The sequence below is a fragment of the Pseudomonas sp. Q1 genome (genome assembly GCF_009935975.1).
Lineage (GTDB): Bacteria > Pseudomonadota > Gammaproteobacteria > Pseudomonadales > Pseudomonadaceae > Aquipseudomonas > Aquipseudomonas palleroniana.
The window spans coordinates 118,187-135,221 of the sequence record NZ_QODI01000016.1 but is presented as its reverse complement, the minus strand read 5'-3'; the positions used below and the strand labels follow the sequence as shown (position 1 = coordinate 135,221).

The following is a 17,035-nucleotide window of genomic DNA, read 5'->3' as shown; positions in this document are numbered from 1 at the left end:
TCGCTCCTACTGTTGGGTCTTGTGGTCCAGTGCGGCGTAGAAGTTAGCGCTTTGTTGCAGGTATTTCTGGGTGTAGGCGCTGGTGCTGGATTTTTTGCCGGTCACTTCCACGCTGGCAGCAGCGGGCAGGGCCACGGTGGCGGAAACAGCGGAAGCGGCGATGACCGAGAAGAGATTGAAGTTCATGGCGGTAACCCTCGTGTTCGTTTGATTAAGTGGCCTTGGAAGGCCTTGGAACCAAACTTACGCCCGAGGGTTAAACCTTAGAAATGCTTTGAAACAGTAGCCGCTATTAATAGAATTAATAGAAAGCTTCAGGCCCCGCTATACGGGGCCTGTGGCTTATTGACGCACCAGGAACTTGAGGTCGCTGGGCGCATCGATCGGCAGTTTTTGCACGGTTTTGCCCAATAACCCCGTCTTGGGGTCGCGCTCGACCACCACGATCTCGTTACTTTTCTGATTGGCGATCAGCAGGAACTTGCCGCTCGGGTCCAGGCTGAACTCGCGCGGGTGGTCGCCCTCCACGGAACGGCGCTGGATCTCCTTGAGGTGCGCGGTAGCCGGGTCAACGCTGAACACCAGCATCTGGTTGGCGGTGCCACGGTTGCTCACGTACAGGAACTTGCCATCGCTGGACGCGTGCAGCGCAGCACCGGCCTTGTCGGACACCGGCTGCCCGGCGGCAAAGTCCACCAGTTGGGTCTGGCTGAGCTTGCCATCGTTGTAGTCGAAAACGGCCACTTGCGCGCTCATCTCCGTGGTCAGCCAGGCGCGCTTGCCATCGGGGCTGAACAGCAAGTGACGCGGGCCGCTGCCCGGTGGCAGTTGCACCGATGCGGGGTTGGCCGGGGTCAGGGGCAGTTCGTGGTTGGCCTTGGGGTCGTAACGGTAGGCAAACAACTTGTCCGCGCCCAGATCCTGGACAAACACATACTTGCCGTCCGGCGACGACACCACCGAGTGCACATGGTTGGACGCCTGGCGCTCAGGGTTCACGCGGCTGGCCGGGTGCGCGCTCAATTGCACCGGAGCCGACAGCTTGCCGGCAGCGTCCACCGGCAGGACAGCCAGGCTTCCGCCCGGATCTTCCAGTACCGAATAGTTGGCGATGAACAGGTAACGTCCATCGGCCGCCACGCTTGAGTGAGTCGGCTCATTGCCCAGGCTCTGCACCTGGTTGATCAAGGTGAGCTGATGGTTCTGCGGGTCGATGCTGTAGCTGCTCACCCGACCGACCGGGTCTTTCTGGCCCGGGCCGTTCTCATTGACCACGAACAGATGCTTCTGGTCCTTGGAAAGGGTCAGCCAGGACGGGTTGGCCGTCTTGGCCGCCAGCGCAGGTTTGCCGTTGAACCGGCCGGTACGGCTGTCGAACTGCAGCCGGTAAATCCCTTCACTGGTGCCGGCGGTGTAGCTGCCCACCAGCAGTTCATAGGTGTCGGCCGGTGCGGCCTGCACCGACATTGCACCCACACTGCCGGCCATCAGCAGGGGCCAGAATTTACGCATGATCATCCGCTTCATCCTCATCGTTATTGTTGCCGGTAAACGCACTCAGGCAGACCAGGCGGTGCTCGCCCGACTCGCCCGTGAGCGTCCAGCTTTGCAAGGTGTCATCAAAGGTCGCGGCCCGTACCTGTTCCAGGCTGAAGCTCCAGCGTTTTTCGGCACGGCCGTCCATCGCGGTAATCAGCAGTTTGCTGTCGTCCAACACGAAATCAAAGGCGTGCAAGCCATCAATTTCGAGCATGTCGGCATTTTCAAGGGCGGCGGTCAGGGTTTGGGCAGTCATGGCAGTCAATCATTTACGGGAAAGCGCCAATGATAGCCCAGGGTGTCGGGGGCAGTGCCGATTTTGCGGGCAGGCCGGCTGCAAATACGTCGACACAAACGTGTCCGGCCCGCGCCAACCGGGGCGTTGGCCAAGCTCTCGCGCAGCACTGGAAACAGTTCATAACGCATTTGCACCGTTAGCTGGCCGACAACCCAGTACTTTCGCGGCGCTGATTTCTTTTCACTCCGCCAAGGAAGCGCTTGCATGCCGTCGATCAACGCCCGTCCTCATCTTTTCTCCGTGTCACTGCCGATGGCCCCCCTGCCCCCTGCCGATGAACCGGCAACGGCCGTGGCGCCGCTTTCAACACCTCCAAGGCCGATACGTTCAATCCAGCCGCCGCTGGGCCTGCAAGGCCGCTTGAAAGAGAACGCCCAGGGCGTTCCGGCTGCCGATACACCGGCAAGTGTCGTCGCCAACCAATTCGCCACACGCCCGACGTTGCGCTCCGTGGTGGCCGCGCAGTTGGACTCGCTCTTGAACCAGCGCTACCCCACGTTGAGCTTCAACAGCGCCAACACCGCTCTGGCCGTACCGATCTCGACGGATCCCCTGCAATACACCTTGACCCCGCTGCTGGACCTGGCGCTCGAGCACATGGCCAGCGGCGGCGAACTGGCGTTGCCCGAAGGCGCCAAATGGGTAAGCCGCGACACGGCGACCACCCTCAAAGTCGTCGACGCCAGCGGCAACCGAGCCACGCCCCTGGACACCTACTCCATGGAACTGGCCATCCGCAGCCTGCGTCCCAACCTGAAGGCCGCTTACGCCGATGCGTTAAGCCATTACTGGGGGCAGGACGCGTTTGCCGGTACCAGCCGCTGGCGCTGGCTCAGCGACACACTCAAGGATACGCTGCGCATCGCCGGCCTCCAGCAACCCGGCCTCAGCGCGACCCAGCGTGAAACCCTGGACCAGATCACCCGCTACCCCGACCTCAGCGAACGCAACAGCCGTTATGGCGAATCCGCCGCGCGCGCGTTCATCGTGGATACAACCCTTGAGCAAGCGGGGATCACAGCCACTCATTCGGACCCGAGCCTGCTGATCACCCGCAATATCGGCGGCGAAACGTTGGTGCTGCACGCCACCGCTGCGGGCAAGGTCACGCCTTACGCCTCCCTGGAGGCGTTCACACAGGCATGGGAGCACCAGCTTAACCAGTCCTTCAAGTTCGACCGCCTCACCTGGAAGCGCCGGGAGCCGGACGGCAACATTTTTGATACCCAGGCGGCCGTGATGCTCGACCGCCAACTGCAAAACCTGGACGCGATACAGTTGCCGGCCAACAGCCGTGCCGGCGATCTGGAACAGCTGTTTTCCCAAGCCAGCGATACGGCCATGTGGTTCAACAACACGGCATCAACCCGCCCCCGTGACCTGCCTGGATGGCTGACCCAGGCCACCGACGCCGAGCGCTTCGCTTACCAGCGTCAGGCACTGGAACTGGCCAGCAGCGTGCAGCGCAACCAGGGCCGCACGTTCCTCACGGATATTCCCGATATCCGTACTTACGCCGAACAACAGCTCAACGCCCACCTGGCCTCCAAGGGCTACGCCGCCAAAGATCTGGAAGTGACCTTCAAGGTGCCGGTCGGCGACCTGGGCAGTGGTTACATCGAGCCGGTGAAAATGAGCCTGGTGGACATGGCCCTGGAGAATCTTGCGGGGCTGCCCGCCGGTGCCATGGATGTTCGCCTGCGCGGGCAACTGATCAAAGACCCCGAATTGCCACAGATGCTCAAGGACCTGATCACCACGATCGATATCGGCAAACACTACCCCGCATTGCTCAATCAGCACCTGCTCAGCGATACCGACGAAGCCAGGGCACGCGCAAAGCTTTTCATTGAACAAGTGCCGCTACAACTGAACCTGCAAGCGCTTGAGCTCAAGTTAAAGGGCGAAGCCGGCATCACCGATACGGGCTATCGGTTGGTGGAAGCCGTGACCCGGCCCGGCACCGGCCCACGGGAGGTCGACGGTCAAGCGATTACCCTGCGCCCCCTGGCATTTGTGCGCAAACCCGGCGCCACACCGGACGTCGTCGCCAATATGTTCCTGATAGAACCGCAAAACCCTGCATACGGCCCTCACCTGCTCTACCGTCCGCAGTTGTCACCGGTTTTGCAGGAATTTGCCAGCCGCGATGCCCTGCTCGCTGCGATCCAGGCCCCGGGGCCTCTGCAACAGAGCGTTTTGGCCTGGCTGCCAAGCGACAAGGTGCGGGCGATCTACGGCAACGGCGGCTTCAAGACGCCGCATATCGCCCGCTACGGGGTCTTTAACGAGTTCGATGCGCCCGCCACACCCGCCCCGACGAGCCTGGCCATCGACGGATATGGCGCCTGCGAGAAACTGCGCAAGGACTTACGGGACGGCAAGTTGATGCAGCACCTGTTCACTACCAACACCCAAAGCCTGGTCACCCTCGCCCAAGGCCAGTCCACCTCGGATGCCCAGAGCCGTTGGGCCTCCTACAAGGAGTTGGGCTGGTTACTGTTCAATACCCTGTTGCCGGTATTGCGCGGCCCCGGCGCCATGGCCGGCTGGCTGCTGCAACTGGCCAGTGTCGAAGACGACATCAGGCAGGCCAGCGACCCGAATAACTCCGACCCTGCGGGAGCGATGGTGGACCTGCTGGTCAATGTGGCCACGTTGTTAAGCCATGCCACGCCTGTGCGCCCACCGGAACGCGCGGTGGGCAATGTGCCTTTTAACCAGCGGCCGGAAGTTTCTTCCCCGTTGCGCCGACCCGCAGGGGATACATCCCAGGTACCGCGGGTAGTGGTCGAGCCAGACGCCGCACCGGTTGCCAAAGGCCTGCTCACGCACGACCAACCCTTTGACTTCTCGTTTTCCAGCCCGCGTGATTTGAGCCCCTCGCAACGCGCCCACATTCAATCGTTCAGCGTACCGAAACCGACCGGTACAACCACCCCCATTCAAAGTGGCGCGCGGGCGGGCCTATACCTCGTCGATGGCAAGCTTCACGCCTGCATCGAGAACCATTGGTATCGTGTCGCCAGGGACCTGGATGGTCCCTTCGTGATCAACGAGCAAAACAGAACCCTCACGGGTCCGCCGCTGACCCGTGACGCCAAGGGGCAATGGCAGTTCGACACCCGCCCTAAACTGCGTGGCGGCATGCCCAGGGCCAGCGAACGGATGAAGGCCACTCTGGACCGCAATATCGAACTCAGCGATGCGATGCTCAGGCGATACGCCGAACAAGTGGCCTCGATGCAACCGCTGGTGGGCGCTATCGAAACCAGTGATATGCGCTTGAACGAAACCGATGAAGCCCTGCGCAAGTCGAACAAAACCCTGAGGACGCTATGGGGCCTGGTAAACAGTGGCGAGCGTGGTGCCGGCTTTGCGCAACAGTACCAACAAGAGTTGAGGAAGAATAAAGACCTGTCGACCTTGATGCGCATGCGCTTCGAAGACGATCAGAAAAACGCCAATGCAATGCTTGCCCACAGGCGCATTGCGATCCAGGCGTTGAGCAGCGATAACCCTGCGATGAATTTCAATCTTTTCCGGGAAAAACGCGGGGACCAGTACAAAGCCATCGCCGCCACCCTGCTTTCACGCACGATTGATCACGTGTACGTCAACGACCAGTTCACCCATGCGAAGTCCGGTGAGCCGCTCGCAAAGCTGATTGAACGAACCCAACGCAATGAGCCCGGCGCCTACGCCGATCTGATCGAGAACATGGCTGACCACGTCGAGCGCCTCGGGCGCCAGATTGAGGCCGCCCAAGCCTATAACCAGGTGCTGAACGAATGGAAGAACGACTGCCCCGGTAATAAGAAACTCGCGGAGGCGTTCATCAAGGAGTTCCCGCAGCCACCGGCCAATCAGGTGTTCACCGCCACCATGGAGCGCCTCAGCGCGCTGCGGGAGTTGAGCCTGGACCGAACCATCGACCCCCGCTCCCCCGAAGAAGCCTTTTTCCGCGACCGCTTCAACCAGGCCGACCTGAACGCCGCCGCGAACTCCCACATCGAGCTGCAACAACATGAGGGTTACACCGGCGAGGAACGTATCGCGGTGTTGAGCAACCTGATCGAAAAATATCAGGCCGAATTCAACAATGCGCACGCCTTGCAAGAGACCGGCCCCGACAGCGTCCGTGTGTTCTATGGCAAGCGTTATCTTGAGTGCCTGCAGGAAGTCATCACCCAGGCCCAGGTCGAGCTGGCGGACCTGATGCGCGAGGAACAGCATTTGCCACCGGTCGCCCCGCGCCGTGACGACAGGGCGCGCAAATCGCTGAACAAGAAGGTCTTCAAGACCCGCGACAAACAAACCCTGGTGGGCACGTTACGGGATACACAACCCGGCCAGGATATCCCGATCATCGACGTGCTTGACTCCCGCACCGGCCAACCCCTGAGCAGTTACAGCTGGCACTCGACCGAAGGCGACTGGGTCCGGATCGTCAACGCAGAGCCGGTCAGCTCCCCCTCCGTGCCATCACCCAAGCCGCTGTCGGCCTCCATCGGCACGGCCCGCAAACTGATGGGAGAACAGGCCGGTATCGAGCGCTCAATCCAGTTCCAGAAGAAGAAACTGGATGATCCGGCTCGCCGCGAAACCGTCAACCCTCGCGATTGGAGCGACATGCTCGAAGCCCAGGCCGACCAGCTTGAGCAAGTCGCACAGGATGCCCACGCCAACCACGGGGCAGCCAGTGAAACCAAAGCGTTGGTCGAAACGTGGAAAAATGCCGTCAAGGCCATGCGCGAGCGCGCGATCATGCACCGTTGTGACGGCTACCTGCGCCAGCTCCCCCGAGCGGAGAACATCGATTATCTATGGACCCATGGGCGCGTCGACATCAGCCTGGTCACCCGCGGCAAAAAGCTCAAGGGCGCGGACTTTCTCACGGAGTACGCTGTTCGTGAGAAAAACAGTACCAACGTGCTCTGGTATGCGCACTTCCACTACCCCAACACGACCACCGCACGAAACACCTACAGCGCCGCGCACCTGAAACTGCCCGAGCAGCGCTACATGACCCAGAAGGATCTGGTGGAGAATGCCGGGCGCAACAACCAACCCTTCAACAGCATCGTACGGGCCAAAATCGAACCACCGCTGGACCAGAAGCTGTTCCTCAAGCTCTGAGTTGCCAGCACCCATGACAACCCTGACTCACCGCCTATGTTTTTGATCTGCTTTTGATCCTGATCTTAGGCGCCCCGTTAAACCACGCTGGCCGAACGCAGGCTTGAATCCGTGGGTAACCCGGCAGGACGCCGGGTTAGCCGCCCCGCGTCATGGATGGCGCGTGGCGGCGGCCCACGGATTCAAGCCTGTGTTCGGGCACACCGAGCCTGAGCGAGGTGCCGAGTGGTGGGGCGAAGGCCTTTTGCTTACTTTTGGGCCTCTCCAAAAGTGAGCCGCTGTAAGAGCGGAACCATAAGCCGCCGTTACCGCAGCAATGGATATGTACACAACCCACATCGCGGTCGGTTGACAGGCCGCCACGGGAGCAAGCTCCCTCGCCACAGGAGTAATTCGCCTCCTGGTTGATGGGCACCAGGGCGAGCCCCCACCCGCCCAAACCTCAGTGGGCAAACAACGAATTGCCCTTCTGCCCCGCCAGCTTCTCGGGCTTGATCAGGAAGCGTGCCAGCGCCGGCAGCAGCCACAGTGCACCGAACATGTTCCACAGCAGCATGAAGGTCAGCATCAGGCCCATGTCGGCCTGGAACTTGATGGCCGAGAAAATCCAGGTGCACACGCCGATTGCCAGGCACAGGCCGGTGAACAGTACGGCTTTGCCGGTCGACTTGAGGGTCTGGTAGTACGCTTCCTGCAACGGCAGGCCAGCCCGCAGGAAACTCTCCAGGCGGCTGTAGATATAGATGCCATAGTCGACACCGATCCCCACGCCCAACGCCACCACCGGCAAGGTCGCGACCTTGACGCCGATCCCCATGAACGCCATCAGTGCGTTGCCCAGCACCGAAGTCAGCACCAGCGGCAGCACGATGCACAACGTTGCCGCCCAGGAACGGAACGTGATCATGCACATGGTGGCCACGCACAGGTACACCAGGACCAGAATGGTCAGCTCCGACTGCTTGATCACCTCGTTGGTGGCCGCTTCGATCCCGGCGTTACCGGCGGCGAGGATAAACTCCAGACCGTCCTTGTTGTTTTCCTTGGCGAAGTCCTGCACCGCATGTACCGCACGGTCGAGGGTTTCGGCCTTGTGATCGTTGAGGAACACCAGCACCGGCGCCAGGGAGCAATTGTTGTTGTACAGGCCATCGGCACGGGCGATGGAGTTGTTCAACACGTCGGGGTTGCGCGACAGGGTTTCCCATTTCAGGTTGCCTTCGTTCATGCCCTTGATCATCTGCTTGGATACCGTCACCAGCGAGATGGCCGACTGAACACCCTCGGTGTTCTGCATCTTCCACATCAGCTGATCGATGGGTGCCATGGCTTCATAACGCGAGCAGCCTTCGGCCTTGGTCTTGACCATCACCACCAATACATCGGAACTGGTGGAGTAGTTGCTGATGATGAAGTTGTTGTCCTTGTTGTAGCGCGAATCCGGGCGCAGTTCCGGCGCGCCTTGGTCGAGATCGCCGATCTTGAGGTTCTGGCTGTACCACAGGCCGCCGCCGAAGGCGATCAATGCGAGCAGAATCGACACCGGCGCGACTTTGGCGCTGGCGAACCGGGACAGCAGGCGCCAGAACGGGTGTTCGCGGTGCGCATCTTTCTTGCTCTTGGCGATCGCACGCTGGCTGATACCGACGTAGGAGATCGCCACCGGCAACAGGATCAGGTTGGTAAATACGATCACCGCGACACCGATCGACGCGCCGATCGCCAGCTCGCGGATAACGCCGATATCGATGATCAGCAGGGTGATGAAGCCCACCGCGTCGGCCAGGATCGCGATCATCCCAGGCAGGAACAGTTGGCGGAACGTGCGACGTGCGGCGGTCAACGCGTTATCGGCCTCACTGGATTGCAGCGCGATGCCGTTGATCTTCTGTACGCCGTGGGAAATGCCAATGGCAAAAATCAGGAACGGCACCAGCATTGAGTACGGGTCGAGACCGAAACCGAAAAAGTGCATCAGCCCGAGCTGCCAGATCACCGCCACCAGCGTGGTGCTCAACACCGCGACGGTGCTGCGCAGGCAATGAGTGAACCACAACAGCAGAATCAGGGTGATGACGAACGCAATGCCGAAGAACATCACCACCATCACCAGGCCGTCGATCAGGTCGCCGACCTTCTTGGCGAAGCCGACGATGTGGATCTTGACGTTGGGGTTCTGCGCTTCGAACTTGTCGCGGATCTTGTCTTCAAGTTCATGGGAGAACTTGCGGTAGTCCAGGGCCAATAGCTTGCCCTGGTCCTGCGGGTCGGGGTAGGACTCCAGCAGCGGGATGTCGACGATGCTCGACTTGAAATCGTTGGACACCAGGCGTCCGACCTGGCCGGACTTGAGCACGTTGTTGCGCAGTTGGTCGAGGCTTTCCGCCGAGCCGTTATAGCTCTGTGGGATCACTTCGCCGCCGGCGAAGCCTTCTTCGGTCACTTCGGTCCAGCGCACACTGGGGCTCCACAGCGACTTGAGACCGGAGCGGTCGACGCCGGGGATATAGAACACCTCGTCGTTGATCTGACGCAGGGTCTCCATATAGGCCTGAGTGAAGATGTCACCGTCCTTGGCCTCCACCGAGATGCGCACCGTGTTGCCCAGGTTGGCCAGGTCGTTGCGGTGTTCCATCATCTTTTCGATGAAGGGGTGCTTCAGGGGGATCATCTTTTCAAAACTGGTGGAGGGGCGAATCAGGGTCGCCTGCCAGAACAGGAAAATGCTCACCAGCAGGCAGATGACAATCACCGCCGGACGGTTGTTGAAGATCAGGCGCTCAAGGAGGGTCGCTTTATCGTTGTGATGACTGCTCATGCTTTCCCCGCCCTTATTATTGTTTTACGAGTTCTGCGCCAGTCGGCGTGGCGACACGCACGCCACCCTGCCCGGCTAGAATCAAGTTGCCATTGCCTGCCGCCGTAACGGACGACAGCGAAATGCGATCCGGGCGGTTGAACACACTGAACGTCACGCCATCGTCATGGCTGACCACCACGCTGCCGCCGTTGCCGACCACGACGAGGGTGCCATCATCGAGCAACGTGGCGCCCGACAGGCCGAACTCCAACGCACCACGCGTGGCATTCAACGCCACCGGCTCCCAGTTGCTGCCGAAATCCGTGGAACGGTACAGGTTGCCGCGCAGGCCATAGGCCAGCAGGGTCTGCGGCTGGGCCGTGCCGATCACGCCGAACAACGAGCCTGCATAGGGGCCTTCAAGTTTTTCCCAGGTCTGGCCCTCATCGCTGGAGCGGAACATGCTGCCCTGCTCGCCCACAATGAACAGCCCGGCGTCCTTGATCTGGGCGATGGCGTTGAGGTGATATTGGTCTTCGTTGTCGAGGCGGTCGCTGACGTCCGCCCACGTCCTGCCGCCATCGGTGGTTTCGATCAACGCACCGTAGGCGCCGACGGCCATGCCGTGGTTGGCATCCTTGAACCAGACATCGAGCAGCGGCGCTTCGCGCTTGAGGTCCTGGTACTGCTGGGCCCAGGTGGCACCGCCGTCGGTGCTGGCGAGAATCTGCGCATCATGGCCCACCGCCCAGCCGTGTTTGTCATCGACGAAAAACACTGCCGTGAGCAACTGCCGGGTAGGGACCTTGGCTTGAGTCCAGGTGCTGCCCTGGTCATCGGAGTAGAGAATGTGCCCACGGTCACCGACCGCCACCAGGCGCGCACCGGCATGGACTACATCAATCATCAGGCCCTTGGCGGCCTTGGGGGATTCAATCGCGAACACCGACGGTGCGGCGGTATCACTGGCTGCCAGCACCGGTACCGACAACGCAGCACCGGCCAGCAACGAGAGCGCTGTGGCCAGCAACGCAACCTTGCGTGCGGCACGTGGGCGGCAGACAACCCAACCCATGACAGGCTCACTCATAGACCTTCTCCCATTTTATTATTGTTAGGGGCTTTACCAGGCGCTGAAACCTGCAATCTAGAGCGCCTGAAGGAAGCAGGGGCCATCCTATCGGGCTTTCGAATCGTCTGACAATCGGCGCTACGTTATCTTTTGTTAACTGGCAGCATTTGGCCATGTGCTGAATATAGCCACATCAGTAGCGTTGATTGTTCCTACATCTTGCGCCGGAACAGTCTGACGATGAATTTTTATTCCAAATGTTGAATTTTAGAAATTTTTATTCCATTAATGCCGCTCCTGAAAACAACAATTCAAAGGACCACGGCTATGCGTGAACTCGGAATCGGCTTGATCGGCACAGGTTTCATGGGCCGCGCCCATGCATTGGCGTTCAATAATGCCCGTGCGGTATTCGAACTGCCGGTCACCCTCAAGCTGGCCGCCCTGGCCGACGCCGACGTCGAACGCGCCCAGCGCTGCGCCACCGCCTGGGGGTTTGCCCAGGCCCACGGCGACTGGCAAGCGTTGATCAACGACCCCAACGTCGAACTGGTGGCCATCACCACTCCCAACCATCTGCACTACCCCATGGCCATGGCGGCAATCGCCGCGGGTAAAGCCGTGTATTGCGAAAAACCCTTGGCGGTCAGCCTGGAACAGGCCGACGCCATGCGCCGTGCAGCCCGCGCCGCCGGGGTCGTGACGCGGGTCGGCTACAACTACCAGCACAACCCGATGATCAGCCTGGCGCGGCAGATGATCGCCCAGGGCGACCTTGGCGAAATCATCAGTTTTCAGGGTGAATTCAGTGAAGACTTCATGGCTGACCCCACGTCCCCCTGGTCATGGCGCTGCGAAGTCGCGCATGCCGGTGGTGCCCTTGCAGATCTGGGCAGCCACCTGCTGGCAATGGCGCACTACCTGGTGGGCGACGTGGAAAGCGTGTGTGCCGACACCCACACCGTGCACGCCCAACGCCCTGTTACATCGGGCAGCAGCGAGTTGAAAGCCATCGCGGTGGATGACCAGGTGCATGCATTGCTGCGGTTCGCCAACGGCGCGCGCGGCACGGTGAGCAGCAGTTGGCTTAAACAGGGCTACAAGAACCACCTGAGTTTCGAGATCAGCGGCACCCTGGGCACGTTGGCATTCGACCAGGAGCGCTTGAACGAACTGCGCTTGTACCGTGTCGCCCAGGACGGCTTCCAACGCCTGCTGGCCGGCCCCGCCCTGCCCGGCTATGCCGCGTTCAGCCCGGCGGCCGGTCACCAGTTGGGCTACAACGAGTTGAAAACGCTGGAGGTGCAGGAATTGATCATGGCCGTGGCCGGCCAAGGGGCCGAGGGCACTGACTTTGACGCGGCATGGGCGGTGGAACGGCTGGCGACGGCGATCCGTGTGGCGGCGAAGGAAGAACGCTGGATCAAAGTGCAAGAAGTTTAAGCGAAACTTGTAGTGAGCGGGCTTGCCCCGCGCTGGGCGAGCCCTAATACCAGTCAGTTAAGGCTTAATGCTGTCACTGTGGGAGGGGCGGTGCGACGATTCGACTTGCTCCCGATGGACTGCGTAGCAGGCCCATTTTTGAGGCCGCTGCGCGGCCTATCGGGAGCAAGCCCCCTCCCACAGGTTATCCATCGTCCACTCTGTCGCTTAACTGACAGGCATTAGGGCAAGCCCGCTCACTACAGGGGCGTCCGCGTTTCGAATGTGTAAACGATGTCCCCGGTTTCGGAGATATGGGTTGGGAGGCGGCCTAGAATCCGGGGATTTCGGTTTCACTGGTATAACGCGGCGGCTTTGGTGGGGCGGCTGCGCCGCCCAGCGCGGGGCAAGCCCTAATACCAGTCAGCTAAGGCCTAACGCTTTCACTGTGGGAGGGGGCTTGCTCCCGATGGGCCGCGAAGCGGCCCCAAAAATGGGCCTGCTACACACAGGGGCGTCCGCGTTTCAAATGTGTAAACGATGTCCCCGGTTTCGGGGATATGGGTTGGGAGGCGGCCCAGAATCTGGGGATTTGGGTTTCACTGGTATAACGCGGCGGCTTTGGTGGGGCGGCTACGCCGCCCAGCGCGGGGCAAGTCCGCTCACTACAGGGGCGTCCGAGCTTCAAATGTGTAAACGATGTCCCCGGTTTCGGGGGTATGGGTTGGAAGGTGGCCCAGAATCTGGGGATTTCGGTTTCACTGGTATAACGCGGCGGCTTTGGTGGGGCGGCTGCGCCGCCCAGCGCGGGGCAAGCCCGCTCACTACAAAATCAGATCCTCTCTAACGCAAGGCCCGGCGCAGTACTTTACCCACCGTGGTCTTGGGCAGTTCGATGCTGCGGAACTCCACATACCTTGGCACCTTGTACCCCGTCAGGTATTCCCGGCAGTGGGCAAGGATCTGTTCCTGGGTCAGGTTCGGGTCCTTGCGCACCACAATGATCTTCACCCGCTCCCCCGTCACCGGGTCTTCCACACCGATGGCCGCCACTTCACCCACTCCCGGATGCATCGCCACCACATCTTCGATTTCATTGGGGTACACGTTGAAACCTGATACCAGGATCATGTCTTTCTTGCGGTCGACCAGCCGGATATAGCCACGCTCGTCCATCACACCGATATCCCCGGTCGACAGCCAGCCTTCGTCATCCAGCACTTCGGCGGTTTCCTTGGGCCGCTTCCAGTAACCCTGCATCACCTGCGGGCCACGTACTTGCAGTTCGCCTTGCTCGCCGATGTCGGCCAGTTCGCCGTCCTCTCGCATGAAGCGCACCCAGGTCGAGGGCAATGGCACGCCGATGCTACCGGTGAACTCCATCTCGTGCATGCGCGCAATGTCGATGGGGCTGATGCTGACCACCGGCGAGCACTCGGTGAGGCCGTAGCCTTCGATGATCGGTAACCCGGTGACTTCCTTCCAGCGCTTGGCCACAGCGGTGTGGGTGGCCATGCCACCGGCGATCACCATGCGCAGCGCAGAGAAATCCCGGGCACAGAACTCTTTGTTCTCCAGCAAACCATTGAACAACGTGTTGACCCCGGCAATCCCGTTGAAGCGCTCTTTACGCAGGATCATCTGCACGCGTTTCACATCACGCGGGTTGGCGATCAGGATGTTGCGCCCGCCCAGGCACATGAACATCAAGCAGTTCACCGTCAGGGAAAAGATGTGGTACAGCGGCAGCAAGGTGACGTTGGTTTCCTGCTGGTCCTGGTCCAGTTGGTCACCGACCCAGGCCTTGGCTTGCAGCAGGTTGGCGATAATATTGCGGTGGCTGAGCATCACGCCCTTGGCGTCGCCCGTCGTACCACCGGTGTATTGCAGGAAGGCCAGGTCGTCGAGGGCCATCGCCACCGGAAAATGATGCTGCGCCCGCCCTTGCTTGAGCACCTGGTTGAAGCGCAACGCCCCCGGCAGTTTGAATGCCGGCACCTGCTTCTGCACGCTGCGCAGGATGAAGTTCATGGCTGCGCCCTTGAAGGTGCCGAGCAAATCGCCGATGGCCGCCACCACCACGCGTTTGACACAGCTGCCGGCGATGACCTTTTCCAGGGTGTAGGCGAAATTCTCGAAGATCACCACGGTTTCGGCCTCGCTGTCCTTGAGCAGGTGCTTGAGCTCATGGGAGGTGTACAACGGGTTGACGTTGACCACCACCGCACCGGCCAGGATGGTGCCGAGCAGGCAGATCGGATATTGCAGGCAGTTGGGCATCATCAACGCCACACGGTCGCCCTTTTTCACGCCCTGCCCCTGTAGCCAGGCCGCAAACGCGACCCCTTGCGCGTGCCAGTCGGCGTAGGTCATCTCGGTGCCGATGCTGACGTAGGCGACCCGCTCGCGAAATTTTTCCAGGTGCTCCACGAACACCTCGCGCAGCGACGGGTAGTCCTCGATCCCCGCGTCGATGTCTGCCGGCACGCCGGGCAGGTAAGCGTTCAACCAGACCCGTTCGGTTTGTTCCAGGCTTACAGCGTTCATGGCAGTCTCCTTGTTGTTGTTTTTGACAGCGCTATTTTTCGACGATCGCAGTAATGCCCAGCCCACCCGCCGCACAAATCGAAATCAAACCGCGCCCGCCGCCGTTCTGATCGATCATTTTAGCCAACGCCGCCAACTGCCTGCCGCCCGTAGCGGCAAATGGGTGACCGCAGCCCAGCGAGCCACCGTTGACGTTCATCTTGGCGCGATCAACGCTGCCCAACGGCGCGTCCAGGCCCAGGCGCTCGCGGCAGTAATCGGCGTCTTCCCAGGCTTTGAGGGTGCACAACACCTGGGCAGCGAAGGCTTCGTGGATCTCGAAGAAGTCGAAATCGGCAAAGCTCAGGCCCTCGCGCTGGAGCATGCGCGGCACGGCATAGGCCGGGGCCATCAGCAGGCCCTCGGTGCCGTCGACAAAATTCACTGCCGCCGTTTCGCCGGTGCGCAGATAGGCCAACACCGGCAGGCCCCGTTCGGCGGCCCAGGCTTCACTGGCCAGCAGCACCACCGAGGCGCCGTCCGTCAATGGCGTGGAGTTGCCCGCCGTGAGGGTGCCGTTCTGGCGGTCATAGGCCGGGGCGAGCCCGGCGAGTTTTTCCAGGCGGGTGTCGGCGCGCAGGTTGTTGTCCCGCGTGAGCCCCCGATAGGGGCTGATCAAATCGTCGAAAAAGCCGCGTTTGTAGGCCGCGTCCAACCGCTGATGACTGGTGAGGGCCAATTCATCCTGGGCCAGGCGCTTGATCTGCCAGCGTCTGGCCATTTCTTCGCAGTGCTCGCCCATGGACAAACCGGTGCGCGGCTCGCCGTTGCGCGGCAGCAATGGCTTGAAGAACATCGAGGGGCGGACCTTCAACAGCGCCTTGGCCTTGTCGCCCAGGCTTTTGCCCCGGTTGGCCGCGAGTAAGGTATGCCGCAAGGACTCATTGATGCCGATGGGCGCGTCGGAGGTGGTGTCGGAACCACCGGCAATGCCCACTTCGATCTGGCCCAGGGCAATTTTATTGGCCACCAGCAAGGCGGCTTCAAGGCCGGTGCCGCAGGCTTGCTGCAGGTCGTACGCAGGGGTTTGCGGCGACAGCGTGGTCGACAGCAAGGACTCGCGCGCCAGGTTGAAATCCCGCGAATGCTTGATCACCGCGCCGGCGGCAAACTCGCCCAGACGCTGGCCATGCAGGTTGTAGCGGTCGACCAGTCCTTGTAACGCAGCCACCAGCAGGTCCTGGTTGCTGTCGTGGGCGTACACCGTGTTGGAGCGGGCGAACGGAATACGGTTGCCGCCGATAATCGCCACGCGGCGGGTCGGGGCCGGATTGAAGCTGTAGTCACTCATCGACAGGTCTCATTCCAGATAAACAAGCCGCGCATATGCGGTTTATCGCCGGCGAAATTGCGCACTTCAAACTCGCGGCGTGGGCCGCTCACGGGGTGGCTCCACAGAGCGACCTGGCCGGGCAGGAAGATCGGTAACTTGAAGTCGCAATCGGCTTGCGCCTGGTCCACGCCACCGGGCGGTTGCTGCGCGGCCAAGGCTCGGCCCAGGGTCCACATGCCGTGGGCGATGGCGCGGCGGAAACCGAAGAGCCTGGCACCGATCACCGAGGTGTGAATCGGGTTGAAGTCCCCCGATACCTGAGCAAAGCGTCGGCCCAGGTCGGCGGGCAACACCCAACGCTGGGTGCGCAACAGGCCCTCTTCCTGCAACGGCAACCCGTCAGTCCAGGGCTCGCCGACGGGGTTGTGCACGTCGCGGCGCAGGTACAGGCTGTCGCTCTCCCACACCAGCGTGCCGGCACTGTAGGCACGGGTGGCGATGCTCAGCGCCTGCCCCTTGGGGTGGGCGACCCAGCGCTCGCAGTACACCTCCAGGCGCAGGGCCTGGCCCTCCTCCAGCCGCTGATGCTGCCGAATGCTGTTGGCCAGATGCACCATGCCGCTGGCCGGGTAGGGAAAACTCGGCCGAGTCAGCAGCAGCAAATGCAAGGGAAACGCCAGCACGTGGGGATACGACAGCGGCACGCCCTGCTCGCGGCGAAAACCGCAGGCGCGGCCGTAGGCGGCAATGCCGCTGGCGGACAATTCCACGGCTGAGCGCACCAGCCGCTCCTGGGGCAACAACGGGGCGCCATCGAGCGTGGGTTTGCATAAGGCGCGCAGGCCGCCCAGCAACAGCTGGGTGCGGGTCGGCGGCGGGTCGATGATCTGTGTCACGTAGTCCATG

General features: G+C 61.4%; 10 protein-coding genes. 2 read left to right on the top strand and 8 right to left on the bottom strand.

Annotated elements, in window-relative coordinates:
• Nucleotides 1-6 precede the first annotated feature (6 nt).
• From DK870_RS23575 to DK870_RS23565, 3 genes are all read right to left on the bottom strand, one after another.
• A complete protein-coding gene (locus tag DK870_RS23575; protein ID WP_060752616.1) occupies nucleotides 7-186 on the bottom strand; it encodes a hypothetical protein in 180 nt (59 codons plus the stop codon).
• Nucleotides 187-342: 156 nt separating this feature from the next.
• Nucleotides 343-1,518, bottom strand: coding sequence for a lactonase family protein (locus DK870_RS23570; protein WP_161549824.1), 1,176 nt, complete (start codon nucleotides 1,516-1,518; stop codon nucleotides 343-345).
• Nucleotides 1,505-1,795, bottom strand: a complete 291-nt coding sequence (locus DK870_RS23565) for a DUF5629 family protein (RefSeq protein WP_090370655.1) — start codon at nucleotides 1,793-1,795, stop codon at nucleotides 1,505-1,507. Before DK870_RS23565 ends, DK870_RS23570 begins: the two co-directional genes overlap by 14 nt.
• 246 nt (nucleotides 1,796-2,041) lie before the next feature.
• Here DK870_RS23565 and DK870_RS23560 point away from each other — a divergent pair, with 246 nt between their 5' ends.
• Nucleotides 2,042-6,976, top strand: coding sequence for a dermonecrotic toxin domain-containing protein (locus tag DK870_RS23560; protein WP_256679908.1), 4,935 nt, complete (start codon nucleotides 2,042-2,044; stop codon nucleotides 6,974-6,976).
• A gap of 442 nt (nucleotides 6,977-7,418) precedes the next feature.
• Here the strand turns inward: DK870_RS23560 and DK870_RS23555 are convergent, their stop codons facing one another.
• On the bottom strand, nucleotides 7,419-9,794 hold the full coding sequence (locus DK870_RS23555) for an RND family transporter (RefSeq protein WP_161549823.1): 2,376 nt from the start codon (nucleotides 9,792-9,794) through the stop codon (nucleotides 7,419-7,421).
• Between the two features lie 16 nt (nucleotides 9,795-9,810).
• The gene (locus DK870_RS23550) at nucleotides 9,811-10,851 is read right to left on the bottom strand and encodes a YCF48-related protein (protein WP_060752612.1); all 1,041 of its coding nucleotides are present in this window, start codon (nucleotides 10,849-10,851) and stop codon (nucleotides 9,811-9,813) included.
• A 324-nt stretch (nucleotides 10,852-11,175) separates the two neighbouring features.
• On the opposite strand from DK870_RS23550, the gene DK870_RS23545 reads away from it, so the two are divergent.
• The gene (locus DK870_RS23545) at nucleotides 11,176-12,291 is read left to right on the top strand and encodes a Gfo/Idh/MocA family protein (RefSeq protein ID WP_161549822.1); all 1,116 of its coding nucleotides are present in this window, start codon (nucleotides 11,176-11,178) and stop codon (nucleotides 12,289-12,291) included.
• A gap of 822 nt (nucleotides 12,292-13,113) precedes the next feature.
• On the opposite strand, the gene DK870_RS23540 is transcribed toward DK870_RS23545, so the two are convergent.
• From DK870_RS23540 to DK870_RS23530, 3 genes are read right to left on the bottom strand one after another with little or no spacing between them, the layout of a single operon-like run.
• Nucleotides 13,114-14,817: an AMP-binding protein gene (locus tag DK870_RS23540; protein WP_161549821.1), complete on the bottom strand. Its 1,704-nt coding sequence runs from the start codon at nucleotides 14,815-14,817 to the stop codon at nucleotides 13,114-13,116.
• A gap of 31 nt (nucleotides 14,818-14,848) precedes the next feature.
• The gene (locus DK870_RS23535) at nucleotides 14,849-16,147 is read right to left on the bottom strand and encodes an acetyl-CoA C-acetyltransferase (protein ID WP_161549820.1); all 1,299 of its coding nucleotides are present in this window, start codon (nucleotides 16,145-16,147) and stop codon (nucleotides 14,849-14,851) included.
• Nucleotides 16,144-17,034, bottom strand: coding sequence for a MaoC/PaaZ C-terminal domain-containing protein (locus tag DK870_RS23530; protein WP_161549819.1), 891 nt, complete (start codon nucleotides 17,032-17,034; stop codon nucleotides 16,144-16,146). Before DK870_RS23530 ends, DK870_RS23535 begins: the two co-directional genes overlap by 4 nt.
• Nucleotide 17,035 lies beyond the last annotated feature (1 nt).